Genomic DNA, 24824 nt, shown 5'->3' with positions numbered 1-24824 from the left:
CGGGTTTTTTTGCGCCTATATGATCAACATAATATTGAAAAAGATATACAGTTATGCAATATTGACGTTTCCGCAAATTCAACGTCGTTTGCATGCGCCTGCGACAGGAGAACACCATGTACCGTAAATGCATCGCCGAATTCATCGGCACTTTCTGGCTCGTGCTGGGCGGCTGCGGCAGCGCCGTGCTGGCCGCCGCGTTCCCCGGCGTCGGCATCGGCCTCGCCGGCGTGTCGCTGGCCTTCGGCCTGACCGTCCTCACGGGCGCGTATGCGCTGGGCCCGATCTCGGGCGGCCACTTCAACCCGGCCGTCACCGTCGGGCTGTGGGCCGGCGGCCGCTTCCCTGCCCGCGACATCGTCCCGTACGTGGTCGTGCAGGTGCTGGGCGCCATCGCGGCGGCGGGCGTGCTGTACCTGATCGCCAGCGGCAAGCCCGGCTTCGACCTCGCGGGCGGCTTCGCCTCGAACGGCTACGGCGAACACTCGCCAGGCAATTATTCGCTGACATCGGCCGTCGTGACGGAACTGGTCATGACGTTCATGTTCGTGCTGATCATCCTCGGCGCCACGCACACCCGCGCGCCCGTGGGCTTCGCCGGCCTCGCGATCGGCCTCGCGCTGACGCTCGTCCACCTGGTCAGCATCCCCGTCACCAACACGTCGGTGAATCCGGCCCGCAGCACGGGCCCGGCGCTGTTCGTCGGCGGCTGGGCGCTCGCGCAATTGTGGCTGTTCTGGATCGCGCCGATCGTCGGCGGCCTGCTGGCGGGCTGGCTGTACCGCGGCCTGCTGGACCGCGACGTGACGGAGCCCGCGGTGACGGGCCGCCCGACCCGCAACTAAGGCGCCGGCAACGGCTCAGCGGGCGGCGTCACGCAGCGGCAGGCAGCTCCACGGCTCGTACATGACGGCGTAGCCCGTCGCCACGCCGACCTGGTAGCACAGCTTGCCGTCCACGACCTGGTCCGCGGGTGCCCATGCGACCGGGCGGCCGGCGCGTACGTCGAACCTGTCGACGACGACCAGTTCGTGCATCGCGCTGTCGTCGCGGGGCCGGAACCGTACCCGCAACGACGGTGCCTGGCCGGCCGGGCGGTCGAACTGCACGGCGATGCCGGCGCGTCCGCCATCGCGCACGAGCAGGCCGCGCGGCCGCGGCAGCGCGTCGATGGCCTGTCCGTACCTGGCGTCGAGACGGCGCAGCGCCAGTGCATAGTCGTTGAGCACGAGGTTGATGTCGAATCCGGCCAGCTGGAACGCGCTGCGATACAGCTCGTAGCCCTTCAGGTCGCGCGGGAACGCGGAACCGGCGATCACCGCCAGCACGCGCATGGGCGCGTCGTCGCCGTAGCGCGCAACGAGTGCCTCGACCAGCCGGGCGCCGAGCGGATACACGAGTTCCCAATCGAAGTCGCGCGCCAGGGCGTCGCCGTCGAGCAGATTGTCCTGGTTCAGCTGGCGCCGCCGGAACACGGTCGCCACGGCCAGCTCCTCCTCGCCACGCCACTGCGCCGATGCGCGCCGCGTCGGTTCCGCCCAGCGCGCCAGACCTTCGTTGAACACTCGCATCCGGTCGAGCTCTTGCCGGTGCGCCTGGCCGACGACGCGGTCGGCGAGCGCGTGCACGGTCTCGTGGACGAGCGTGTTTTCCCAGCCGGGATGAACGTTGACGCGGATGCGGTCGTGCGCGGCCAGCCCGTCCGTGTTGGCCACGCTGCCCGACAGGTCGACGTCGATGCGCTCCATGCCACGCACGGTCAGCCCCAGCGCCTTGCACGCGGTGTCGAATGCCCCGTCGGCCGCCTTCAGGTCGGCGTCCGTGACGTCCATGCCGGCCGGTACGTTGAAGACGTAGTGCGCGGTGGCGACCTTGTGCGCGCCGCTGCGCGCCCCCGCGCGCGTGGGCGCGTGCGTGGGGACCGCCGCGGCGCCAGGTCCCGTGCCGGTGCCCCCCTTCGACGCGTCGCGCTGCGTGGACGCGGCGATGGCCAGCAGCACGATCGCGCAGGCATACGCGACGGGCACGACGCCGCGACGCGCCGCGAACCGGGCGAGGCGCGCCAGCGCGGCCCCGCCGGCGTACGCGAACAACGCATACGCGAGCGCGAGACAGGCCAAGGTCAGGGCCAGCACCGTCCACGCCGCCTCGCCGCCGAAACCGTGCGTGGCCCAGCCGTCCGCGACGAGCCCCGTCGGATCGATGGCCGCGGCGACGCGCGGCCACGCGCTGCGCAGCATCACGACAAGCGCGAACGCCATCGCGAACAATGCCCACGCCAGATTGCGCACGAAGCCGCACAGCAGGCCGAGAGCAAGCCCGGCGCCCACCAGCACGACGTTGCGCAACGCGAGCGCACCCAGCGTCCCCGCCGTCACGGCCTCCGCGACGGAATGGCGCAATGCCACGTGCAGCAGCCATCCGGCCACGGGTTCGACGAGCGCGAACACGGACAGGCAACCTCCGGCCACGGCCAGCTTCGCGAGGAACACGTCGCGCCGGCGCAGCGGCAGGCCGTCCAGGAAAGCCAGCGTGCTGTCCTCGAGTTCGCGCGCGATCAGGCTGGCGCCGAGCGTGAACGCCAGCAGCAGCACCAGCAGCGCGTCGGCCGCCCAGTGCCTGCCTTCGTACAGCGTGTGCTCGCGATGCAGGGCATACAGCGTGCCCGTGGCGATGTCGGCCAGCGAGACGAGCGCGAGGCCGGCCAGCAGCCACACGAACGGCCGCATGCCGATCCATTCCTTGGCGATCAGGACGCGTTTCATGGTACCTCCGCGCGCACGGCGCCCAAGCGGTAGCGGCAGCCCAGTGCCGGATCGGGGGCGTCGGCCGTCACGAAGACACGGGTGCCGGCGGCGAACGTCATCGGCAGCACGCCGTCCGGCGCCGCGCCGGCCCACGAGGTGGTCGCCGAATCGATGGTGCCCATCATCGGGCGCAGCACGGCGTAGCGTACGGCCAGGCCCGCCGGCGCGGAACCCGCGACGCGGTAGCGCAGCGCGGCCAGCGCGCCCGCCTGCGGCACGGCGTCGACCCGCAGTGCGGCGGGCGCAGGCCCGGCAGGCAGCGGCGCCAGAGCCGCGTCGACGGCGCGGGCCAGGTCGGACAGGGGCACGCCGGCCTCGTCGAGCAGCCGGGCCGTGGCACGCGTCTCGATGAGCGCGCGCGCGTCGTCGGCGCCGGGCCCGGACAGTGCCGCGCGCATCAGGCTGCGGAAGCGTTCGGGGCCGAGCCGGTCGCGCAGCGTCTGCACGGCGCGCCAGGACAGGGCGACGGCGAGGCAATCGCCCAGCTGCTCGTCCATCGCGTCGGGCACGGCCAGCGCCGTGCGGACGTCCATGCCGCGCGCCGCCAGCAGCCGGGCCGCGGCGGCGGCACGGCGCTGCAGCAGCACGCGGCGTGCGCCGTCCTGCTCCGAGCCCCACCAGCTCGCGAAGCCCCACACGAGCCAGCTGCGGTCCTCGCGCCAGCCCTGCACGGGCGACTGGTCGACGATGTGCGCTCCACGGGCCACTTCCTGCAGCTGCGGCAGGGACAGGTCCGGGGCGCCCAGTGCGGCGCGGATCACGAGGTGGTGCGCGCCGCCGTGTTCGAACGTGATCTCGTCGGGTTCGCGCCATGCGTCGGGCACGAGGGACAGCTGGGCCAGCGGGGCCAGTCCCAGCCAGGTCCGCAAGGCAGACAGGTCGGACGCGAGGCGTTCGGCCAGTTGCGCCGCCGGCACGCCGGCGACGGTCCCCTGCCAGCCGACGTGCACCGCGGTCTCGCCGCGGCTGGACACGGCCTGCTGCAGCCGGAACGGCGGCGCCGCCGCACGGTGTTCGACCAGCGTCGACAGGCCGGCCGACCCGACGAGCACGAACGCCACCAGCGTGCGTGCGCGCGCCGACAGGGGCCGCGCCAGCACGACGGGCAACGCGCCGCGCGCCGCGAGCGCCAGCAGCAGCGCCACGGCGGCCAGCGCGGCGGTCAGCGTCCCGGTGATCGCCAGCGCGCGCCAGGGCACGTGCGGCACCACCACCATGTCGAGCTGGACGAGGGCGAACGGTGGCCATGTGCGCAGCGGCATCTGCGCCTGCTGGTCGAACAGGGCGACACCGAAGAACAGGACGCCCCACACGACGAAACGCAGGCGCAAGGTGAGCGCGACGGCGAACGCCCCCGTGTACACGAACAGCAGGAACACGCCGCTGCGCAGCGCGATCGCGCCCGGCAGGCCACCACCCAGGTACACGTGCTCGCGCGCGCCCCACAGCACCAGCCCGAACGCGGGCGCGAAGAACGACAGCAGCGCGCCCCACCCGGCCAGCCATTTCGTCGCCAGCACCGTGCCGCGGCCGACCGGCAGCGCTTCGAGGAAAAGCTGGGTGCCGGCGCCGTATTCGCGCATCACGAGGCGGTTGGCCAGCAGGACGGACATCAACGCCCCGTACGCTGCGACCAGCGTGCTCCAGGCGCGCAACGGCGTGACGCCGTCACGCGCCACGATCCAGGCCATGAACAGCACGACGGCGCCGCCGAGATAGAGCCCGAGGAGGAACAGGCGGTGTTCGATCCACTCCTTGCGCAACAGCGCCCTCACGTCGCACGCACCTCGTCCGTGCGCGCGAACGCGAGGAAGATGTCTTCCAGGCCGAGCCGCTCGGCGACGGCGCCCGGCGGCAGCACGTTGGCGCGCCACGCCGCCTCGTCGGCCCGGAACACGTCGCCGCGCACGCGCTCGAGCCACGATGCTTCCGTCGCCTCGTCCAGGCCGACGACGCGCCGCACCTGCGCGCGCAGGCTGTCGACCGTGCCTTCGAACCGTGCGCTGCCCGCCTGGATGATGCCGACCGCGTGCGCCACCTGCTCGACCTCGCCGACCAGGTGCGAGGAAAACATCACGGTCGTGCCCTGCTCGCGCTGCAGCTCGATCAGCTGGTCGTTGAATTCGCGCCGCGCGACCGGGTCGAGGCCCGTCGTCGGCTCGTCCAGCAGCAGCAAGGGGGGACGCGGCGCGAACGCCAGCGCCAGCGACAGCTTGGTGCGCGTCCCGCCCGACATGGCCGAGGCCTTGCGGTCCGTCGGGATGTCGAGGCGGCGCAGCAGGCGCCGGTATTCGGCGTCGTCCCAGGTCGGGTAGAAATCGCCGACGAAGCGGCCCAGCTGGACGGCCGTCATCCACGGATAGAAATGCGGTTCCTGCGGCACGAACCCGATGTGTCGCTTCAGGCGCACGGGCACGGCGCGGATCTCCTCGCCGAACAATTCGATACGCCCCGCGTCGGGCGGCGTAAGGCCCATCAGCACGCGCAGCGTCGTGGTCTTGCCCGCGCCATTGCGGCCGAGGAAGCCGTAGATGGCACCCTCCGGCACGGACAGGCTGAGCCCGTCCAGCGCGAGGACCTTGCCGAAGCGGTGGGTAACGTCGTGCAGGCGCAGCAGACAAGTCATGGCGGGCAGTTGTCGTTGAAATCCGGACATTGTACGGGGCCGCCCGCCGTGAAAATCTTTCCAAAATACACGAGATGGTTAAAATCGCGTGAATTCGGGCGCGTCAGTGCGCCGCCGGGTCAGCCCAGCTTGCCCTGTCGCGCGACGTGCCTGCCCGGCGCCGCCAGGCCGAGGTCGGCCGTTCCCGAATCAAGCCGACTTGCGGCGACGGCGGCGGATGAGGGCCATGGCGCCGGCGCCCAGGCCGAACGTCGCGATGCTGATCGGTTCCGGCACGGCGTTCAGCGTGTCGTTGCCGGCGAACGTCTTGAACGCGGCGGCGTTCGCCGCCTTGAACTGCGCCTGCTGGTTGCCGTCGCAGCACGCTTCCATCCCGTAGATCTTGAACTCGTGGTTGCCGGCCGCCAGGACGGCCGAACCGGTCAGGCTGCCGTTCACCGTGCCATAGTTATTGGCCCACCACATGTCGTGCGAATTGTAGCCAAGCGCGACGCCGTCGATGAACAGCGCGCCGCCGTAGCCGAAATCGACGCCGGTACGGAAATTCCAGGTGCCGGCCTGCGCGGACGTGACGCCGAAATCGATCGTCGCCTCGAACGCGTAGTTGCTTAGCGCGCCGAAATAATTCTTGACCGTCACGTTGTCGTAGGTTGCCACGGCCTTGCTGCCTTTGTAGCCGGCAGGGTTGGCAATGTCGGCATCGACCGCCGCCTTGTACGCGGCGGCACTCGTCTGCGTGCCCACGGGGCCGGTCGCGACCTGCAGGGTGATGACGCTGGCGTTGGCGTCGAGGGTGAGGCAGGCGAGCAGCGCTGCGCAGGCTGTGGAGCGGACTTTCATGCTGGGTTCCTTGAAATGTTTGATATATGTCAATATACCATTCCATAAAGAACTTTTTCATTACAAAAATGAATGTTTGTTGCAATTATTTTATTTACCGTCAATACGGCACAACACTCGACGATACTGGCGCCTTACCCGAGCCTGCCCTGCCGCGCGACATGCTTGCCCAGCGCCGCCAGGTCGAGGTCGGCGTCACCCTGTGCGACGGCATCCTGCAACGTCGCCTGCAACGTGGAACCGAACGCGAGCGGCAGCCCCCTGTCCCGGCCCGCCTCCACCGCGAGGCGTACGTCTTTCAGGCCCAGCGACAACTTGAAGCCGGCCGGCGAATAACGCTCTTCGGCGATCATCCCGCCGTAGCCCTTGTAGACGGGCGAGCCGGCGAACAGCGTGCTCGTGACGAGGTCGATGAAATCCGCGGCCGGCACGCCGTGCGAGCGTGCGAGCGCGGTGCCCTCGCCCGTCGCCTCGATCGCGCATGCGAGCATCAGGTTGCACGCGAGCTTGACGGCGTTCGCCTGCGCCGGTTCGCTGCCGAAGCGCCACGTCTTTTGTCCCATCAGGTTGAACAGCGGCTGCACGCGCGCGATCAATTCGTCGCTGCCGCCTGCGAGGATGTTCAGCTTGCCCGCTGCCGCCACGTCGACGCGGCCCAGCACGGGCGCGGCAACGTAGCCGATGCCGCGTTCGACGTGCAGCGCCGCCATCTCGCGCGCGAACGCAACGGAGACGGTGGCCATGTTGACGTGGATGCTGCCGGGCGCCATCGCGTCCAGCACGCCGCCGCCTTGCAGCACGGCGCGCGTCGCGTCGTCGTCCGCGAGCATGGTGAAGACGACGTCGGCGATGCCGCACTCGGCGGGCGTCGCAGCCGGCTTTGCGCCCAGCGCGGCCAGCGCCTGCACGGGTTCCGGGCTGCGGTTCCACACGTGCACGGGGTGGCCGGAGCGCAGCAGGTTGGCGGCCATGTGGTGGCCCATGCTGCCGAGGCCGATGAATGCGATGCTCATGGATTGGCTCCTTGGTCAAAAGGCTATTAGACCAGCAATTGCCGACGTTCGCCGCCACCCGTTCGGCTCACCTCTTTTTCGGACGGCTTGCCTATTTTCCATTGTGTTCAGGCCCAGGCGACCCATGTAGGGGGCACCGAAACCCAACCCATGGAGGGAAGCCATGAAACGCATCGTTGCATTGTGGCGCGTCGTCGCCGGCCAGGACCTGCGCCTGCTGTGGTTCGCCCTCCGGCACGAGAACCGGCCCGGGTGGTTGTTGCCCGGGCTGGCGGGGCTGGCGCTGTTCGCCGTCGAGCCGTTGAATTTCGCGTTGCCCGTCATCGGCGCCGTCGATGAGCTCGTGCTCGTGCCGCTCGTCCTGCACGGCATGGTCAAGATGCTGCCCGCGCACGTCCTCGACGGTTTTGCGCGCACCGGACGCATGCGGCGCCGGGCCTGATCGACGGCGATGCGGCGTGTCGGCTCAGGGCCGGCACGCCGGCAGCGTCGCCCGCAGCCGGTTGACGTTGCTCACGAATTCCTCGGCGCTCGCCTGCGGATACTTTAGTACCTGGTCATTGATCTTGACCTGGTTGAACACTTCTTTGCCCTTGCACGTGACGAACACGACCTCGCCATCGCGCACCAGCGCGGACCGCGTGTCGACCAGCGACAGCGCCAGGCCGTGGTCGAGGACCTGCTTCACGCCGCTGAGCGCCATCGTCTTCAGCACGCTGCCGAGGAAGCCCTCGTCCTTGTCGTGCGCGTCCTGCGGTTCCATGACCTGCTTCATGCCGTAGTCGGTCAGCTGCAGGTACACCGTCTCGTCCTTCAACATCATTTCCGACCATTGGTTCGTCGACACCAGGCGCGGCTTCCCGGAGGCCGGCCGCTGGCGCGCGACGACGCGCTCGGGGCCGTCCTTGTCATCGATCGTGATGCTCGCACCGTGACGGCTGTCATCGGGTGAACGGGCGTGGGTGCAGGTCGCGATCGCCAGAAGCGCGGTGGTGCACAGGATGGCGCGGATCATGTTCATGTCATTTCCAAAAAACCGGTCGAAGGTGGCGGACGTCGTTCGATCGTCCCGTGTTTGGTCAGCGGGATCACGATAGCGGAAGCCGTTCCCCGTCGGCTCGCGGTTTGCGACGGACGGCGCGATCCGGGTGCTGGACGGTGGCATCACGCGCATGGACGCGGCGTGTGCCGAAGGAAGACTGCCAGAGCCGCTCCCGTTAATGTCAAACGGAATGCGGCGTCATTTGCATTAATGCTAGATTAATTCTACTCAATATTTATGCATACGAAATCTATTGCCGTCCGGCAATATGACTGCCATAATTTAACAGTTTGATGCTCGAACAAATTCCTCGTTTCGAGACCAGGCTACGCGCAAGGCGACGGGGACGCCCGAACGCCCTTGAACGTGACGGTCCCGGCACGCGATGACGTATTGCCAAGAATGTTGTCGCGGCAGTCACAATTGACGTGCCGGCGAGTGATGTTTATTAACGAAGGGTACCGATGAAAACCAGTTCCAAAGATTCGTCCACGAAGATCCGAGCGAAGACCCGCATGTTCAAGCCAACCGGCGTCGCCGCTGCGCTGATGGCGTTGAGCACAGCCCTACTCCCGGGTTACGGCGCCGCGCAGACCACCGGCTTCGCGCATCCGGGCACGCCGCTGACCCTCTCCGATCTCCAGACGGTCAAGTCGTACGTCGACCAGGGCAGGCAGCCGTGGAAATCGGCCTACGATCAGTTGGCGAACGACGGCAAGGCCAAGCTCACCTACGGCATGGCGGGCCCGTACGCGACCGTGAGCCGCGCCCCCGACCTGAATCTCTGGCCATGGCGCAACGACATGGTCGCGATCTGGAACCTGGCGCGGATGTGGTATTTCACGGGCAACCGGGAGTACGCGAAGAAGGCGCACGACATCCTGATGGCGTGGGCCACCACGCAGACCCAGTTCTCGGGCCGCGAGTCGATGCTCGACCTGGGCGACTACGCTTACGCGTTCGTGGGCGGCGCGGACATCCTGCGCGGCACGTGGAACGAGTGGACGGATGCCGACACGGCCACCGTGAAAGCCTATTTCGCCAACGTGCTGATGCCGGCATCGAACCCCTACGGCGAGAACATGTTCGGCGCCGCCAACAAGGGCGCGCTCGCGCTGAACGCCCTCGGCTTGATGGCCATCTTCAACGACGACGCCGACACGCTGAACCGGGTCGTCGCCCAGACCCGCACGCTGGCCCACATCGGGCTGCGCAGCTCGAACGACATCGGCATGCTCGGCGACTCGCTGCGCGACCAGGGACACGCCCACGGCCAGCTCAAGTCGCTGACGATGCTCGCCGAGGCGCTGTGGAAGCAAGGCATCGACGTCTACTCCGATTTCGACAACCGCCTGCTGGCGGCCGGTGAGTACTTCGCGCGCGTGAACGAGCTCGCGCCCACGCCGTTCCTCCCGTTCGGCACGACCGATGCCTACTACACCGCCGACAATACGAACCGCGGATGGGGCGGATGGGGCGGCGGCAACGTCGTCCTCAACCAGATTTACGGCGCCTACGTCGTCCGCAAGGGCATGCAGGCCCCGTATATCGCGCAGCGGCGCCTCTGGATGCCGGTGGACAGTACCAGCTTCATGTTCCTGAAGGACGTCGACACCTCCACGGCAACGCCCCCGCCGGCACTCGCGATTCCCGCGACGGCCTCGATCACGTCGGGCTTGTCCGATACCGATATCGGCGGCGCGGCGCCGGCCGGCACGTCGTCGTACGCCAACGGCACGTGGACCGTCGTGGGCGCAGGTGCCGACAGCTGGGGCACGGCCGACAGCGGCCACTTCGCCTACCAGGCGCTCACCGGCGACGGCGCCATCATCGCGAAGGTCGAGTCCATCCAGAATACGAGCCCGTACGCCAAGGCGGGCGTGATGATGCGCACCAGCCTGGCCCAGGGCGCCCCGCGCGCCACGATGCTGGTGACGAACCAGGTCAAGGTCGAGCAGAACATGCCGAATCTCGCGGTGTACGGCGGCACGAACTACGGCAACAAGGCCCTTTCCATCGCGAACACCGTGCCCTCGTATTGGGTGAAGCTCGAGCGCATCGGGAACATGATCACGGGTTACGTGTCGCCCGATGGCACCAACTGGGCCGCGACCGACGTCGGACGCATCGACGGTCCGCTTCCCGACACGATCTATGCAGGCCTGGCGGTCGTCTCGCATGCCAACGGCACGCTGAATACGTCCATCTTCAGCAACGTCCAGATCACGGGCGGCGATGGCGGCGCGCCGGCGGCCATCCCCGCCGCCCCCGCGACGCTGCTGGCCGAGCCGGGCGACGGCGCCGTCCCGCTGCGCTGGCAGCAGTCATCCGGCGCCACCAGCTACGCGGTCCTGCGCGCCACGTCCAGCGGCGGCCCGTACACGACCGTCGCATCGAACGTCACGGGCGGCAGCTACATCGACACGACGGTGGCCAACGGCACGACCTACTACTACACCGTCACGGCGACGAACGCCGCCGGCACGAGCGGCAACGCGACCGAAGCAAGCGCCACGCCGCTGCATCCGCTGGTGAACGTCGCCACCGGCGGCACCCCGAACGACAGTGCCAACAACCCGGCCAACGCCAAGTACGTCTTCGACCAGAACTCGGGGTCGTACTGGTTCTACAAGGGCGTGATGGGCTGGCTGCAGTATGACCTCGGCCACACGGAGACCGTGCAGCGCTACACGGTCATCAGCTCCACCGACCTGATCGGGCGCGATCCGAAGGACTGGCAGTTCCAGGGCTCGAACGACGGCGTCAACTGGACCACGCTCGACACGCAAAGCGGCCAGGCGTTCCCGTACCGCATCCAGATGCACAGCTACACGGTCGCGAATCCGGGCGCGTATCGCTGGTACCGGCTCAACATCACGTCCAATAACGGCGACAGCACCTTCACGACGCTGGCCGAGCTCGGGTTGTACGCGGCGAAGCCGTGACGATGCGATCGGCATAAAAAAACCAGGACACGCGTGTCCTGGTTTTTACGACGCAGCGAGCACCGTCGTTCATGGCTTCACGAACTTGAGCGTCATGCGGTCGCTCTCGCCGATCGCCAGGTATTTGTCGCGGTCCTCGTCGCGGTTGGTCAAAGTCGGCGGCAGCGCCCACACGCCGCCCTTGTGGTCGGCCTTGTCCTTCGGGTTGGCGTTGACGTCGGATATCGCGGCCAGCTTGAAGCCGACGCTTTCCGCCATCCTGATCACGTAGGACTCGTGCACATAACCGCTCGAGGCCTTCGCGTCCTGCGGCATCGCTTCCGGCAGGCGATGTTCTTCGACGCCCAGCACGCCGCCCGGCTTCAGGCTCGTGTAGACGGCCTTGAACACGCCCTTGAGCTCCTCGTCGCCGCCCTCCTCGATCCAGTTGTGCAGGTTGCGGAAGGTGACCACCATGTCGACGCTGCCCGGCGCCGCGAAGTGGTAGGTCGACGGCGGCTCGAATACGCCCTGCACGACCTTGCCGAAGACCGCCGGGTTGGCGTCCAGCTTCTTCTTGAAAGCCACGATGGGGCCGCGCGACGGGTCGTATGCCGCATCGGCAGCGATCAGCTTGCCGTTGTCGCGCAGATAGGGTGCGAGGATATCGGTGTACCAGCCGCCACCGGGCGTCAGCTCGACCACGGTCATGTTCGGCTTGATGCCGAAGAACGTCAGGGTTTCATACGGATGGCGCCACTGGTCGCGCGCCACGTTTTTGCTGCTCCGATGGCTGCCGGCGATTGCCGCACGCAGCTGGGCATCATCGGCCTTCTCGGCGGCCTGCGCGAGGCCGGCCGCCAGCAGGCCAGCGGCCAGGATGGATCGTTTCATTGTGTCGTCTCCAAGTCGATGGCAGCGGCGTCATGCCGTGCCGGCCGGCAATCATCAGCCACCCCCTAGTTGTCGTCAAGTCAATATCGGCAAGCCGTGCAGCGCCGTAATGCAGGCCGGTTGATTGTCAAAGAGATTACCAATAATTAGAAATATTTATGCTACCCTGATTCCACCTCATTACTGATGTGATGAAGTAATCACTTCCTTCCAACCGCCAAAGGAAAAAAAATGAACAAGAAATGGATCGTCGTACCGTGTTTGCTGCTCGCCGTGCTCGGCGCCCATGCCGCCGCGCCCGAACCCGAACCGCAGCCCAAGGTTGCCGTCGACAGCGCGATGCGCGCGCAGGCGATCGATACGCTCGTGGCAAGACTAAACGAGCACTATGTCTTTCCCGACAAGGCCAAACAGGTCGAAGCGGTCCTGCGCCAGCGCCAGCGCGAGGGCAAGTACGATGGAATCACGGGTGGCGAACAGCTGGCGAGCCAGCTCACGGAAGATGTCGCCGGCGTCGTTCATGACAAGCACCTGATGGTAGGGTTCGACCCCGGGCTCGTGCCGCCCGACCGTGAAGTCGGGCCGCGACCCACGACGCTGGCCGAGTGGGAACGCCTCGCGCCGCCTGACATACGCAAGCGTATCCTCGCGTCCAGTCTCGGCGTGGAAAAAGTCGATCACCTGGCCCCCAGGATCGGCTACCTCGACCTTTCCGGCTTCCCGCCGCCCTTCCTCGTGGCCGCAAAATACGCGGCAGCGATGGACAAGCTCGCCGACACCGATGGCCTCATCGTCGACCTGCGCAACAACCACGGCGGCACACCGGACGGCGTGGCTCTGCTGGTCAGCTATTTCGTCGACGAGCGTACGCGCCTCAACGACATCTGGGAGCGCGATACCGGCGTCTCCACGCCGCACTGGACGGCCGATCGGCTGGACGGCAAGCGCTATGGCGGCAAGAAGCCGGTCCTGATCCTGACGGGCCCCGGCACGATGTCGGCCGGCGAAGACTTCGCGTACACGATGCAGACATTGAAACGCGCCACGCTGATCGGCGAGCGGACCTGGGGCGGCGCCCACCCCACCCGTCCCTTCCGTCTTGGCGACCACTTCTTCGCCGCGATCCCCAGTGCGCGCACCATCAGTCCCATCACCCACACCAACTGGGAGGGCGTGGGTGTCATACCCGATATCGCAGCGACGCCAGACCAGGCGCTTGCGGTGGCGAAGGACATGCTGCAACGCCGGCTCAAGGGCACGAACTGAATCAGATATTCCAAGTGACGACGCTGGCCGTGCGTCGCGCCGCCCGCATCATTTCCAGCAGCGGAAACAAATGCGCCCCGAAATCGACAGCTTCCTGGACCTGGGGAAAATGACTGACGCCTTCGGTGGCGTGGTGCAATTCGACGTCCTGCGCCAGGGCTTGTGTCGGCGCATGCTGTTTGCTGTCCACCGTCGTCGCTTCAAGAACGCCGATCACGTCGTCCAGTTCGCCGGCAGAAAAATAGCCGTTGGCAGTGCTCTTGCCGAACGGCGCAAGCACCTTTTGCGCATGACGGTCGAGCATCAGGACATCGGCAGCGGCTTTCGATTTGAATTTTACGAGCATGGCATCACCTCTTGAATGGCGTTTTCAGACAGGACCAGTCTAGTGAGATACCTGCAAAAAATTCGTAAAAATTGAGCCGTCGTAAACAAAAAAACCGGGACACGCGGTCCCGGTTTTTTGCAGCACGCAGAGATCAGCGCTTGCGCGGCGGCGGCAAGTCGGTGCAGACGCCTTCGTAGGCCTCCGCCGCCATGCCGATCGATTCGCCCAGCGTCGGGTGCGGGTGGATCGTCTTGCCGATGTCCACGCCATCCGCGCCCATCTCGATGGCCAGCGCGACTTCGCCGATCATGTCGCCGGCGCTCGTGCCGACGATCGTGCCGCCAATGATGCGGTGCGTCTCGGCGTCGAACAGCAGCTTCGTGAAGCCTTCCGAACGGCCGTTGGCGACGGCGCGGCCCGAGGCGGCCCACGGGAAGTGGCCCTTCTCGATCTTGATGCCCTTCGCTTTCGCTTCGTCTTCCGTCAGGCCGACCCATGCCACTTCCGGGTCGGTGTACGCGACCGACGGGATCACCTTCGCATCGAAGAAGGCCTTCTCGCCGTGCGCGGCTTCCGCGGCGACGTGGGCTTCATGCACGGCCTTGTGCGCCAGCATCGGCTGGCCCACGAGGTCGCCGATGGCGAAGATGTGCGGCACGTTCGTGCGCATCTGGCTATCGACCGGGATGAAGCCGCGGTCGGTGACCGACACGCCGGCAGCTTCCGCGCCGATCTTCTTGCCGTTCGGGCTGCGGCCCACGGCCACCAGCACGAGGTCGTAGACCTGCGCTTCCGGTGCCGGCTGGCCCGCCTCAGCGGCTTCGAACGTGACCTTGATCCCTTCCGGCAGCGCTTCCACGCCGACGGTCTTCGTCTTCAACATGATGTTGTCGAAGCGGTGCGCGTTGAATTTCTGCCAGACCTTGACGGCCTCGCGGTCCGCGCCCTGCATCAGGCCATCCATCATCTCGACGACGTCGATACGCGCACCCAACGTGGAGTACACGGTCGCCATCTCGAGGCCGATGATGCCGCCGCCGATGACGAGCATGCGCTTCGGCACCTGGCGCAGTTCCAGCGCGCCGGTGGAGTCGACGATGCGCGGATCTTCCGGCACGAACGGCAGTTTCACCACGGCCGAACCGGCCGCGATGATCGCCTTCTGGAACGCGACGACCTTCTTCGCGCCATCGGCACCCGTCACCTCGATGTGGTTCGGGCTCAGGAATTTACCCACGCCCTGCACGACGTTGACCTTGCGCGACTTGGCCATGCCGGCCAGGCCACCCGTCATCGTCTTGATGACCTTGTCCTTGTACGCGCGCAGCTTGTCGATGTCGACGTCCGGCTTCGCGAACGACACGCCGATGTCGGCCATGTGCGCCGTCTCGTCCATGATGTGCGCCACGTGCAGCAGTGCCTTGGACGGAATGCAGCCCACGTTCAGGCACACGCCGCCCAACGTCGCGTACTTCTCGACGAGGACGGTGTTCATGCCCAGGTCGGCCGAGCGGAACGCGGCCGAGTAGCCGCCGGGGCCGGCGCCCAGCACCATCATCTCGCATTCGATGTCGACGGGGCCGCTGTAGCTGGCCGCGTTCGGGATCGGTGCTGCCGGTGCTGCCGGTGCGGCGGGTGCTGCGGCAGGCGCCGGAGCGGCTGCTGCCGGAGCAGCGGGTGCCGCGGCAGGTGCAGGTGCGGCAGCCGGCGCCGCGCCGGCGCCCGCGCCGGCCTCGTCGAGGGTCAGCAGCAGCGAGCCTTCGCTCACCTTGTCGCCGACCTTGACCTTCAGTTCCTGCACGACGCCCGCATGCGTCGACGGGATCTCCATGCTGGCCTTGTCCGATTCAACGGTGACGAGCGACTGGTCGACCTTGATCGTGTCGCCGGGTTTGACCATCAGCTCGATGATTTCGACTTCCTTGAAATCGCCGATATTCGGGACTTTGACTTCAACGGTGCTCATGGGCTCTCCTTACAGCAGCGTCTTGCGCAGGTCGGCCAGGACATCGGCCAGGTAGGTCGTGAAGCGGGCGCCGGCGGCACCGTCGATCACGCGGTGATCGAACGACAGCGACAGCGGCAGCATCAGGCGCGGCTGGAAGGCCTTGCCGTCCCATACCGGTTTCATCGAGGACTTGGAGAGACCCAGGATCGCGACTTCCGGTGCGTTGATGATCGGCGTGAACGCCGTACCACCCAGGCCGCCCAGCGACGAGATCGTGAAGGTCGCGCCCTGCATGTTCGCCGGCGACAGCTTGCCTTCGCGCGCCTGGGCGGACAGCTCGCCCATCTCGGTGGCGATCTGCGACACGGACTTCTTGTCGGCGTCCTTGATGACGGGGACCACGAGGCCGTTCGGCGTGTCGGCCGCGAAGCCGATGTTGTAGTACTTCTTGAGGATCAGCTGGCCGTTGGCTTCGTCGAGCGACGCGTTAAAGTTCGGGAACTTCTTCAGCGCGGCGACGGACGCCTTGATCACGAACGCGAGCATCGTCAGTTTGACCGGCGACTTGGCTTTCGCGTACGCGGCGTTCGATTCGACGCGCAGGTCTTCCAGGTCGGTGACGTCGGCTTCTTCGAACTGCGTCACGTGCGGGATCATGACCCAGTTGCGGTGCAGGTTCGGGCCGGAGATCTTCTTGATGCGCGACAGCGGCAGCGCTTCCGTCTCGCCGAACTTGGAGAAGTCCAGCGACGGCCATGGCAGCAGGTTCAGGCCTGCGCCGCCACCCGCACCTGCCGGTGCTGCGGTCGGGCCGGCGGCCAGCGCCGACTTCACGAAGCCCTGCACGTCCTGCTGGGTGATGCGGCCCTTCGGACCGGAACCCTTCACCTTGTTCAGGTCGACGCCCAGTTCGCGCGCGAACTTGCGCACGGACGGCGACGCGTGGGCCGTCGCGAAGCTCGCGGCGGGTGCAGCGGCGGCGGCCGGTGCAGCGGCTGGAGCCGGGGCCGCAGCCGGTGCGGCGGCAGGTGCCGGAGCAGGTGCCGGCGCTGCGGCCGGCGCCGGTGCCGGTGCCGGTGCGGCGGCGGCCGGAGCAGGCGCAGCTTCCGCGCCGCCGGCAGCTTCCTCGAGCAGCAGCACGAGCGAACCTTCGGCAACCTTGTCGCCGACCTTGACCTTCAATTCCTTCACGACGCCCGCATGGCTCGACGGGATCTCCATGCTGGCCTTGTCCGATTCGACCGTGATCAGCGACTGGTCGACCTTGATCGAGTCACCCGGCTTGACCATCAGTTCGATGACTTCGACTTCCTTGAAGTCGCCGATATCGGGGACTTTGACTTCCACAATGCTCATAGTGTGTTAGCTCCGTATTATTGTCAGCTCAATCATACGTTGCCCCCGCCCGGAAGACGATCCGGCGGGGGCAACGGGCTTAGAGCATTACTGGGTCACAGGATTCGGCTTGTTCGGATCGATGCCGTACTTGGCGATCGCGTCCGCCACCACCTTCGCGTCGATCTTGCCTTCTTCGGCCAGCGATTTCAGCGCGGCGACCGTGATGTAGTGACGGTTCACCTCGAAGAACTCGCGCAGCTTGGCGCGGGTGTCCGAGCGGCCGAAGCCGTCGGTACCCAGCACCTTGTACGTGCGGCCGCTCGGGATGTACGCGCGGATCTGCTCGGCGAACAGGCGCATGTAGTCGGTCGTCGCGACGATCGGGCCTTCGGAACCCTGCAGCAGCTGGGTCACGTACGGCACACGCGGTGCTTCGGTCGGATGCACGAGGTTCCAGCGGTCGGCGTCCTGGCCGTCGCGGGCCAGCAGCGTGAGCGACGGGCACGACCACACGTCGGCGGCGACGCCCCAGTCGTTCTTCAGCAGCTCGGCGGCGAACACGGACTCGCGCAGGATCGTGCCGGAGCCCATCAGCTGCACGCGCAGCTTGGCATCCTTGTCGCCCGGCTGGAGCAGGTACATGCCCTTGATGATGCCCTCTTCCTGGCCTTCCTTCAGGCCCGGCTGCTCGTAGTTCTCGTTCATGATGGTGATGTAGTAGAACACATCCTCCTGCTTCTCCACCATGCGGTGCAGGCCGTTCTGGATGATCACCGCCACTTCGTGCGCATACGTCGGGTCGTACGGGACGCAGGTCGGGATGGTCGCCGCGAACACGTGGCTGTGGCCATCTTCGTGCTGCAGGCCTTCGCCGTTCAGCGTCGTGCGGCCGGCCGTACCGGCCATCAGGAAGCCGCGGGCACGGATGTCGCCGGCCAGCCAGGCCAGGTCACCGACGCGCTGCAGGCCGAACATCGAGTAGTACGTGTAGAACGGGATCATCACGCGGTTGTTCGTCGAGTACGACGTCGCCGCGGCAATCCACGAGCACATGCCGCCCGCTTCGTTGATACCCTCTTGCAGGATCTGGCCCGCCTTGTCTTCGCGGTAGTACATCACCTGGTCCTTGTCGACCGGTTCGTACAGCTGGCCTTCCTGGTTGAAGATGCCGATCTGGCGGAACAGGCCTTCCATGCCGAACGTACGCGATTCGTCGACGAGGATCGGGACGATGCGCTGGCCCAGGTTCTGGTCCTTCAGCAGCGTGGTCAAGGTACGGACATACGCTTGCGTCGTCGAGATCTCGCGGCCGGCCGCGGTCGGGTCGGTGACGGCCTTGAAGGTCGACAGCGGCGGGACCGGCAGCTTCTCGTCGGCCTGCTGGCGACGCTGCGGCAGGTAGCCGCCCAGGGCCTTGCGGCGCTCGTGCAGGTATTTCATTTCAGGCGCGTCGTCGGACGGCTTGAAGAACGGGATCTCGGCCAGCTTGTCGTCCGGGATCGGGATGGCGAAGCGGTCGCGCATTTCGCGGATGGCCTCGTCGTCCAGCTTCTTGGTCTGGTGCGCCGTGTTGCGCGCCTCGCCCGACTTGCCCATGCCGAAGCCCTTGACGGTCTTCACGAGCAGCACGGTCGGCGTGCCCTTGTTTTCCTGGGCGTTCTTGAAGGCCGCGTAGATCTTGTGCGGGTCGTGGCCGCCGCGGGTCAGGCGCCAGATGTCGTCGTCGGTCATGTTCGCGACCATCTTCAGCAGCTCGGGGTGCTTGCCGAAGAAGTGCTTGCGCACGTACGCGCCGTCCTTCGCCTTGTAGTTCTGGTATTCGCCGTCGACGGTTTCCATCATCACGCGCTGCAGGATGCCGTCCTTGTCCTTGGCCAGCAGGTCGTCCCAGCCCGGGCCCCAGATGACCTTGACGACGTTCCAGCCGGCGCCGCGGAAGTCCGCTTCGAGTTCCTGGATGATCTTGCCGTTGCCGCGCACCGGACCGTCCAGGCGCTGCAGGTTGCAGTTGACGACCATGACGAGGTTGTCGAGCTTTTCGCGCGCGGCCATGCCGATCGCGCCCATCGATTCCGGCTCGTCCATCTCGCCGTCGCCGCAGAAGACCCAGACCTTGCGGTTGTCGGTCTTGGCGATGCCGCGGGCTTCCAGGTACTTCAGGAAGCGCGCCTGGTAGATTGCCATGATCGGGCCCAGGCCCATCGACACGGTCGGGAACTGCCAGAAGTCCGGCATCAGTTTCGGGTGCGGATACGACGAGAGGCCCTTGCCGTCGACTTCCTGGCGGAAGTTCAGCAGCTGCTCTTCGGACAGGCGGCCTTCCAGGAACGCGCGGGCGTAGATGCCGGGCGACGAGTGGCCCTGGATGTACAGCAGGTCGCCGCCGTGGTCTTCGGACTCGGCGTGCCAGAAGTGGTTGAAGCCGATGCCCAGCATGTTCGCCAGCGAGGCGAACGACGAGATGTGGCCACCGAGGTCGCCATCCAGGCGGTTGGCCTTGACGACCATCGCCATCGCGTTCCAGCGCATCCACGAGCGCAGGCGCTCTTCGTATTCCAGGTTGCCGGGGCAGTGCGCTTCCAGGTGGGCCGGAATCGTGTTCACGTAGGCGGTGTTGCTCGAGAACGGAACGTGGGCGCCGCGGCGGCGCGCCAGATCGACCAGGCGCTCCAGCAGGTAGTGCGCGCGATCGGTACCTTCGAATTCGATGACCGCTTCAAGCGCGTCGAGCCATTCCTTGGTCTCGAGCGTATCCGGGTCGTTGGCGGCTTGTGCCGTCAACTGGTCGAGTTGAGCTGACATTGCTACGTCTCCTTGAGTGTGGTGCCCCACCCGATCCTGAAATTCGTCACGGACGTTTGGTGGCGAAAAGACTATCCCTTGAATAAAGCGTGTCGATTCTACCAGTGGAGCAGCCAATTTTCAAAATATGATATTCGATTTCATAATGCGGAAAGATCATATGCCGCGGGCATGACTTTGTTGCCGCTGCCCACTGCAGGCGCGTCTATAAATATGACAACGAACGCCGCCGAGCGGCGCGCGATACCCCGCTTGATACCTCGTGGCGCTTATAATTTCGTTTTTGTCCAGCACACGAGCCCCCGCCATGCCTGCCCAACTGATCGATGGAGTCAAACTTTCCCAACAACTGCGCGCCGACATCGCCGCCCGCACCGCCGCCCTCACGGCCGCCGGCCACAAGCCCGGCCTGGCCGTGATCATCGTCGGCGACGATCCTGCCAGCCACGTCTACGTGCGCAACAAGGTCAAGGCGTGCGGCGACGTGGGCTTCCATTCGGTGCTGGAAAAATACGAGGCCGATTTCTCCGAGCAGGCGCTGTTGGACCGCATCGCCGCGCTGAACGCGGACCCGGCCATCCACGGCATCCTCGTGCAGATGCCGCTGCCGAAGCACATCGACCCGTCGAAAGTCATCGAGGCGATCGCCACGACGAAGGACGTGGACGGCTACTCGGTGCTGTCCGCCGGCGAACTGATGACCGGCCTGGAAGGCTTCCGCCCGTGCACGCCGTACGGCTGCATGAAGCTGATCGAGACGACCGGCGTCAGCCTGCGCGGCAAGCACGCCGTCGTCATCGGCCGCAGCAACACGGTCGGCAAGCCGATGGCGCTGCTGCTCTTGCAACAGAACGCCACCGTCACCATCTGCCACAGCGGTACGCCGGACCTGGGCTACCACACGCGCCAGGCGGACGTCGTCGTCGCCGCCGTCGGCCGCCGCAACACGCTGACGGGCGACATGGTCAAACCGGGCGCCATCGTCATCGACGTGGGCATCAACCGCAACGACGAGGGCAAGCTGTGCGGCGACGTCGACTTCGACAGCGTCAAGGAAGTCGCCGGCCACATCACGCCGGTGCCGGGTGGCGTGGGTCCGATGACCATCACGATGCTGCTCATGAATACGCTGGAGTCGGCAGAGCGCGTGGCGAAGCATTCATAAATGCCCGAAATGGCCGGCCCGGGTAAGATGGCGGTGAGATTGAATACACAAGGAAGCGAACCATGACGACCGAAACGACCAATCCCCTCCTCGACTTTTCGGGCCTGCCCCGCTTCGACCTGATCCGTCCCGAGCACGTGACGCCCGCGATCGAGCAGCTGATCGCGGAAGCGCGCACCGCCGTGACGAAGGCCGAGGCACCGGCCGACGGCCCGGTCACGTGGGACAACTTCGTCGTCCCGCTCGAGGAAGCGACGGAACGCCTGGGCCGCGCCTGGGGCATCGTCAACCACCTGAACCACGTGATGGACACGCCCGAGCTCCGCGTTACCTACAACGAGAACCAGCCGAAGATCACCGAGTTCTGGACGGAGCTGGGCCAGAACGAGGCGCTGTTCGACAAATACAAGCAACTGCGCGCGAGCGCCGACTTCGCGAACCTGGCGCCGGCGCGCAAGCGCATCGTCGAGAACGCCCTGCGCGACTTCCGCCTGGGCGGCGCCGAGCTGCCGGAAAAGCAGAAGGAACGCTTCGCCGAGATCCAGGAAGAGCAGGCCAAGCTGTCCACGCGCTTCTCGGAAAACGTGCTCGACGCGACCAACGACTTTAAATTGCTCGTCGCCGACGAAGCCGACCTGGCCGGCCTGCCGGACGACGTGAAGGCCGCCGCCCGCGCGGCGGCGGAACGGGCCGGCACTGCCGGCCAAAGCAAGACGGGCTGGCAATTCAGCCTGCACTTCCCCTCGTACTTCCCGATCCTGCAATTCGCCGACAAGCGCGACCTGCGCGAACAGATCTACCGCGCCAACGCCACCAAGGCGTCCGAGATGGGCGCCGTGTTCTCCGAGCTGGAGAAATGGGACAACACGGGCAATATCGCCCAGCTCCTGAAACTGCGCGACGAGGAAGCGAAGCTGCTCGACTTCCAGAGCTTCGCGCACGTCTCGCTGGAACCGAAGATGGCCGAGACGCCGGAACACGTGATCGAGTTCCTGGAAGACCTCGCGCGCCGCGCGCGCCCGTACGCCGAGAAGGACCTCGCCGAGCTGCGCGCGTTCGCGATGGACGAACTGGGCATCGCCGACATGCAGGCGTGGGACGTCGCGTACGCATCGGAAAAACTGCGCGAAAAACGCTATGCGTTCTCCGCGCAGGAAGTCAAAGAGTACTTCCCGGAGCCGAAGGTCGTCGCAGGCCTGTTCGGCCTGATCTCCAAACTGTTCGACGTGACGATTTCGCCGGACGACGCGCCCGTCTGGCATCCGGACGTGCGCTTCTATCGCATCGAAAAGAACGGGCAACTGATCGGCCAGTTCTATCTGGACCTGTACGCGCGGCCGGGCAAAGGCCAGGGCGCGTGGATGGACGACGCGCGCGGCCGTCGCCTGACGACGGGCGGCATCGTCCAGACGCCGATCGCCTACCTCACCTGCAACTTCACGCCGCCGGCGGAAGTCGACGGCAAGCTGCAGCCGTCGCTGTTTACGCACGACGAAGTCACCACCCTCTTCCACGAATTCGGCCACGGCCTGCACCACATGCTGACGGAAGTGGACGAGCTGTCCGTCTCGGGCATTTCGGGCGTCGAATGGGATGCCGTCGAGCTGCCGTCGCAATTCATGGAAAACTTCTGCTGGGAGTGGGACGTCCTGCAAGGCATGACGGCGCACGTGAAGACGGGCGAGCCGCTGCCGCGCGCGCTGTACGACAAGATGCTCGCGGCGAAGAACTTCCAGTCCGGGATGCAGACGCTGCGCCAGGTCGAGTTCTCGCTGATCGACATGCACCTGCACTACGACTTCGACCCGACCAGCCAGAAGACCGTGCAGGACCTCGTCGACGAGGTGCGCACCAAGTTCTCCGTGCTGATCCCGCCGTCGTTCAACCGCTTCCAGCATTCGTTCGGCCACATCTTCGCGGGCGGTTACGCGGCCGGCTACTACAGCTACAAATGGGCCGAGGTGCTGTCGGCGGACGCGTATGCCGCGTTCGAGGAAGCCGTCGAAGCGGGCGGCGGATCGCTGCTCGACGAGACGGGCAAGCGCTTCCACCGCGAGATCCTGGCCGTGGGCGGTTCGCGCCCGGCGCTCGAATCGTTCAAGGCCTTCCGCGGCCGCGAGCCCAAGATCGACGCGCTGCTCCGTCACAACGGGATGCAGTCCTGAGCACGACGGCATGGAACGGATGAACGCAGCGGGCGGACGACGACGGCGCGCCGGTGCGCGCCTGTGCGCCGCGCTGCTCGTCCTCGCCGCCGGCGCCGCCGCCGCGCAGGGGCAGATGTACAAGTGGAAGGATGCCGCCGGCGTCATCCACTACAGCGACAGGCCGCCGCCGACGGGCCAGGCCAAGGCGCTGCGCCCGGACAACCAGCCGGACGTGGCGCCCGCGCTGCCGTACGAACTCGCGCGCGCCGTGCGCAGCCATCCCGTCACGTTGTACACGACGACGCGCTGCGGCGCCTGCGACCAGGGCCGCGCCCTGCTGCGCGCGCGCGGCATCCCGTTCGCGGAAAAGACCGTGACGACGGCCGAAGACCAGCAGCAGCTGCACCGCATCGGCGGCAAGGACGAGCTGCCGCTGCTCGTCGTCGGCAGCCGCCAGGTGACGGGCTTTGCGGCCGACACGTGGAACGAAGCGCTCGATTCCGCGTCATACCCCCGCAAGACGATGCTGCCGCCCGGCTACCAGACCGGGACCGCCGAAGCAGCCGCACCAGCCGCCCTGCCGGCACCGCCGCCCCATGAGCCACCGGCGCCCGCGCCCGATGCGGCCGCGGCGCAAGCGGAGCGGCAACAGCCGCGCCAGCCGCCCACGCCGCCGGCGCCGAAGCCGTCCAAGCCGGATTTCCAGTTCTGATGACCCGACCGCCATGACCCGGATCGACTTCCATACCAACATCCCCGACAAGCTCAGCTACGTGTGCCGTCTCGCGCGCAAGGCGTACGCGGCGCGCGCGAAGCTCGTCCTGCTGGCCGACAGCCCGGCCCAGGCCGAAGCCCTGAACGAGGCGCTGTGGACCTTGTCCGGCACCGACTTCATCCCGCACGTGATGGCCGGCGATCCGCTCGCGCCGGAAACGCCCGTCATCGTCACGGTCGACGAGAACGCCGAGCTGCCGCACCGCGACATGCTCGTGAACCTCACGCGCCGCACGCCGGCCGGCTTCGAGCGGTTCGCGCGCGTGTTCGAGATCATCTCGACGGATGAGGAAGACGCCGCCGCCGGCCGCGCGCGCTACGTCGCGTACAAGAAGCAGTCCTATCAATTGACCCACTTCGTGGCGGGCCAGTCATGAGCGACATTCCCTTCAACGACGCAAGCATTCCCGTCCTGACCGAGGTCGTGGCCGAGACCGCGCCGGCGCCCGAAGCGCCCGCCCCGCAGGCCGAAGCCAAGGTCGAAGACGGCACCGCGCCGCGCGAACTCGACGACGAGGCCTGGCGCGCGCTCGAGGAACGTCTCGTCGCGCGCGTGCTCGACCGCCTGCAGGACCGCGTGGAACTGGTGCTTGAAGACCAGGTCCGTACGGGCATGGCGCCCGTGCTGGACGCCGTCGTGACGCGGCTGGCGACGGAACTGCGCGACGGGTTGCAGGTGACGGTCGAACAGGTCGTCGCGCGCGCCGTCGCGCAGGAACTGGCGCACCTGCGCACGCGCGACTGAGCGCACCGTTCGGCGCATCATTCGTAAACCTGCCGCGCCATCGGCGTGCAATGCCGTGTCTCTCGTCCGGAACACTTTGCGCCGGCGGCAATTTCAGGTAACTTTGCCTTGCGCACACAACACGCGGCAACAAGCTGCCCTATTCCGCAAGCTGCCCTATTCCAT

The 24824-nt window shown here is 66.6% G+C and carries 20 protein-coding genes; 9 read left to right on the top strand and 11 right to left on the bottom strand.

Annotated elements, in window-relative coordinates; translation table 11 throughout:
• Window positions 1–116: 116 nt before the first annotated feature.
• On the top strand, window positions 117–845 hold the full coding sequence (gene aqpZ / locus NX784_RS21170) for an aquaporin Z (RefSeq protein WP_258818678.1): 729 nt from the start codon (window positions 117–119) through the stop codon (window positions 843–845).
• Window positions 846–860: 15 nt separating this feature from the next.
• On the opposite strand, the gene NX784_RS21165 is transcribed toward aqpZ, so the two are convergent.
• The 5 genes from NX784_RS21165 to NX784_RS21145 all read right to left on the bottom strand — a co-directional run bounded on the left by NX784_RS21165 (window position 861) and on the right by NX784_RS21145 (window position 7286).
• Window positions 861–2765, bottom strand: a complete 1905-nt coding sequence (locus NX784_RS21165) for an ABC transporter permease subunit (protein ID WP_258818677.1) — start codon at window positions 2763–2765, stop codon at window positions 861–863.
• Window positions 2762–4582: an ABC transporter permease gene (locus tag NX784_RS21160; RefSeq protein WP_258818676.1), complete on the bottom strand. Its 1821-nt coding sequence runs from the start codon at window positions 4580–4582 to the stop codon at window positions 2762–2764. The genes NX784_RS21165 and NX784_RS21160 overlap by 4 nt, the downstream gene beginning before the upstream one ends.
• On the bottom strand, window positions 4579–5433 hold the full coding sequence (locus NX784_RS21155; RefSeq protein WP_258818675.1) for an ABC transporter ATP-binding protein: 855 nt from the start codon (window positions 5431–5433) through the stop codon (window positions 4579–4581). Before NX784_RS21155 ends, NX784_RS21160 begins: the two co-directional genes overlap by 4 nt.
• 189 nt (window positions 5434–5622) lie before the next feature.
• Window positions 5623–6273, bottom strand: a complete 651-nt coding sequence (locus NX784_RS21150; protein ID WP_258818674.1) for a CCXG family PEP-CTERM protein — start codon at window positions 6271–6273, stop codon at window positions 5623–5625.
• Between the two features lie 134 nt (window positions 6274–6407).
• The gene (locus NX784_RS21145; RefSeq protein ID WP_258818673.1) at window positions 6408–7286 is read right to left on the bottom strand and encodes an NAD(P)-dependent oxidoreductase; all 879 of its coding nucleotides are present in this window, start codon (window positions 7284–7286) and stop codon (window positions 6408–6410) included.
• A 163-nt stretch (window positions 7287–7449) separates the two neighbouring features.
• On the opposite strand from NX784_RS21145, the gene NX784_RS21140 reads away from it, so the two are divergent.
• Window positions 7450–7728, top strand: coding sequence for a hypothetical protein (locus NX784_RS21140; protein ID WP_258818672.1), 279 nt, complete (start codon window positions 7450–7452; stop codon window positions 7726–7728).
• A gap of 24 nt (window positions 7729–7752) precedes the next feature.
• Here NX784_RS21140 and NX784_RS21135 read toward each other — a convergent pair whose 3' ends face one another.
• On the bottom strand, window positions 7753–8307 hold the full coding sequence (locus tag NX784_RS21135) for a hypothetical protein (RefSeq protein ID WP_258818671.1): 555 nt from the start codon (window positions 8305–8307) through the stop codon (window positions 7753–7755).
• Window positions 8308–8843: 536 nt separating this feature from the next.
• Between NX784_RS21135 and NX784_RS21130 the strand changes: the two genes are divergently transcribed.
• A complete protein-coding gene (locus NX784_RS21130) occupies window positions 8844–11273 on the top strand; it encodes a discoidin domain-containing protein (protein ID WP_258818670.1) in 2430 nt (809 codons plus the stop codon).
• Window positions 11274–11342: 69 nt separating this feature from the next.
• Here NX784_RS21130 and NX784_RS21125 read toward each other — a convergent pair whose 3' ends face one another.
• Complete coding sequence (locus NX784_RS21125; RefSeq protein WP_258818669.1) at window positions 11343–12146, bottom strand: class I SAM-dependent methyltransferase; 804 nt, start codon at window positions 12144–12146, stop codon at window positions 11343–11345.
• A gap of 231 nt (window positions 12147–12377) precedes the next feature.
• Here NX784_RS21125 and NX784_RS21120 point away from each other — a divergent pair, with 231 nt between their 5' ends.
• Window positions 12378–13412 (top strand): S41 family peptidase, encoded by a 1035-nt coding sequence (locus NX784_RS21120; protein ID WP_258818668.1) that lies wholly within the window; start codon window positions 12378–12380, stop codon window positions 13410–13412.
• Between the two features lies 1 nt (window position 13413).
• Here NX784_RS21120 and NX784_RS21115 read toward each other — a convergent pair whose 3' ends face one another.
• The 4 genes from NX784_RS21115 to aceE all read right to left on the bottom strand — a co-directional run bounded on the left by NX784_RS21115 (window position 13414) and on the right by aceE (window position 19828).
• Window positions 13414–13758 (bottom strand): DUF1840 family protein, encoded by a 345-nt coding sequence (locus NX784_RS21115; protein ID WP_258818667.1) that lies wholly within the window; start codon window positions 13756–13758, stop codon window positions 13414–13416.
• A gap of 133 nt (window positions 13759–13891) precedes the next feature.
• Window positions 13892–15706 carry a dihydrolipoyl dehydrogenase gene (lpdA, locus tag NX784_RS21110; protein WP_258818666.1) on the bottom strand — a complete coding sequence of 605 codons (1815 nt, stop codon included), beginning with the start codon at window positions 15704–15706 and terminating at the stop codon, window positions 13892–13894.
• Window positions 15707–15715: 9 nt separating this feature from the next.
• Window positions 15716–17044: a dihydrolipoyllysine-residue acetyltransferase gene (gene aceF / locus NX784_RS21105; RefSeq protein ID WP_258818665.1), complete on the bottom strand. Its 1329-nt coding sequence runs from the start codon at window positions 17042–17044 to the stop codon at window positions 15716–15718.
• An 87-nt stretch (window positions 17045–17131) separates the two neighbouring features.
• Window positions 17132–19828, bottom strand: a complete 2697-nt coding sequence (aceE, locus tag NX784_RS21100; RefSeq protein ID WP_258818664.1) for a pyruvate dehydrogenase (acetyl-transferring), homodimeric type — start codon at window positions 19826–19828, stop codon at window positions 17132–17134.
• 307 nt (window positions 19829–20135) lie between these two features.
• On the opposite strand from aceE, the gene folD reads away from it, so the two are divergent.
• From folD to NX784_RS21075, 5 genes are all read left to right on the top strand, one after another.
• Window positions 20136–20993, top strand: a complete 858-nt coding sequence (gene folD, locus NX784_RS21095; protein ID WP_258818663.1) for a bifunctional methylenetetrahydrofolate dehydrogenase/methenyltetrahydrofolate cyclohydrolase FolD — start codon at window positions 20136–20138, stop codon at window positions 20991–20993.
• A 62-nt stretch (window positions 20994–21055) separates the two neighbouring features.
• Complete coding sequence (locus NX784_RS21090) at window positions 21056–23158, top strand: M3 family metallopeptidase (RefSeq protein ID WP_258818662.1); 2103 nt, start codon at window positions 21056–21058, stop codon at window positions 23156–23158.
• Window positions 23159–23168: 10 nt separating this feature from the next.
• On the top strand, window positions 23169–23852 hold the full coding sequence (locus NX784_RS21085) for a glutaredoxin family protein (RefSeq protein WP_258818661.1): 684 nt from the start codon (window positions 23169–23171) through the stop codon (window positions 23850–23852).
• A 13-nt stretch (window positions 23853–23865) separates the two neighbouring features.
• A complete protein-coding gene (locus NX784_RS21080) occupies window positions 23866–24291 on the top strand; it encodes a DNA polymerase III subunit chi (RefSeq protein ID WP_258818660.1) in 426 nt (141 codons plus the stop codon).
• Entirely contained in the window at window positions 24288–24659 is a 372-nt protein-coding gene (locus NX784_RS21075; RefSeq protein ID WP_258818659.1) for a DUF2486 family protein, read from the top strand. Before NX784_RS21080 ends, NX784_RS21075 begins: the two co-directional genes overlap by 4 nt.
• The last annotated feature ends 165 nt before the right edge of the window (window positions 24660–24824 follow it).

The sequence above is a fragment of the Massilia pinisoli genome (assembly GCF_024753285.1).
In the GTDB taxonomy this organism is placed as follows: Bacteria; Pseudomonadota; Gammaproteobacteria; order Burkholderiales; family Burkholderiaceae_D; genus Telluria; species Telluria pinisoli.
The sequence above is the reverse complement of the archived record's forward strand: the minus strand, read 5'-3'. Positions and strand labels throughout refer to the sequence as shown.

Coding starts and splice junctions, on each gene's coding strand:
- aqpZ (WP_258818678.1), top strand. CDS start 117: ATGTACCGTAAATGCATCGCCGAATTCATCGGCACTTTCTGGCTCGTG.
- NX784_RS21165 (WP_258818677.1), bottom strand. CDS start 2,765: ATGAAACGCGTCCTGATCGCCAAGGAATGGATCGGCATGCGGCCGTTC.
- NX784_RS21155 (WP_258818675.1), bottom strand. CDS start 5,433: ATGACTTGTCTGCTGCGCCTGCACGACGTTACCCACCGCTTCGGCAAG.
- NX784_RS21150 (WP_258818674.1), bottom strand. CDS start 6,273: ATGAAAGTCCGCTCCACAGCCTGCGCAGCGCTGCTCGCCTGCCTCACC.
- NX784_RS21145 (WP_258818673.1), bottom strand. CDS start 7,286: ATGAGCATCGCATTCATCGGCCTCGGCAGCATGGGCCACCACATGGCC.
- NX784_RS21140 (WP_258818672.1), top strand. CDS start 7,450: ATGAAACGCATCGTTGCATTGTGGCGCGTCGTCGCCGGCCAGGACCTG.
- NX784_RS21135 (WP_258818671.1), bottom strand. CDS start 8,307: ATGAACATGATCCGCGCCATCCTGTGCACCACCGCGCTTCTGGCGATC.
- NX784_RS21130 (WP_258818670.1), top strand. CDS start 8,844: ATGTTCAAGCCAACCGGCGTCGCCGCTGCGCTGATGGCGTTGAGCACA.
- NX784_RS21125 (WP_258818669.1), bottom strand. CDS start 12,146: ATGAAACGATCCATCCTGGCCGCTGGCCTGCTGGCGGCCGGCCTCGCG.
- NX784_RS21120 (WP_258818668.1), top strand. CDS start 12,378: ATGAACAAGAAATGGATCGTCGTACCGTGTTTGCTGCTCGCCGTGCTC.
- NX784_RS21115 (WP_258818667.1), bottom strand. CDS start 13,758: ATGCTCGTAAAATTCAAATCGAAAGCCGCTGCCGATGTCCTGATGCTC.
- lpdA (WP_258818666.1), bottom strand. CDS start 15,706: ATGAGCACCGTTGAAGTCAAAGTCCCGAATATCGGCGATTTCAAGGAA.
- aceF (WP_258818665.1), bottom strand. CDS start 17,044: ATGAGCATTGTGGAAGTCAAAGTCCCCGATATCGGCGACTTCAAGGAA.
- aceE (WP_258818664.1), bottom strand. CDS start 19,828: ATGTCAGCTCAACTCGACCAGTTGACGGCACAAGCCGCCAACGACCCG.
- folD (WP_258818663.1), top strand. CDS start 20,136: ATGCCTGCCCAACTGATCGATGGAGTCAAACTTTCCCAACAACTGCGC.
- NX784_RS21090 (WP_258818662.1), top strand. CDS start 21,056: ATGACGACCGAAACGACCAATCCCCTCCTCGACTTTTCGGGCCTGCCC.
- NX784_RS21085 (WP_258818661.1), top strand. CDS start 23,169: ATGGAACGGATGAACGCAGCGGGCGGACGACGACGGCGCGCCGGTGCG.
- NX784_RS21080 (WP_258818660.1), top strand. CDS start 23,866: ATGACCCGGATCGACTTCCATACCAACATCCCCGACAAGCTCAGCTAC.
- NX784_RS21075 (WP_258818659.1), top strand. CDS start 24,288: ATGAGCGACATTCCCTTCAACGACGCAAGCATTCCCGTCCTGACCGAG.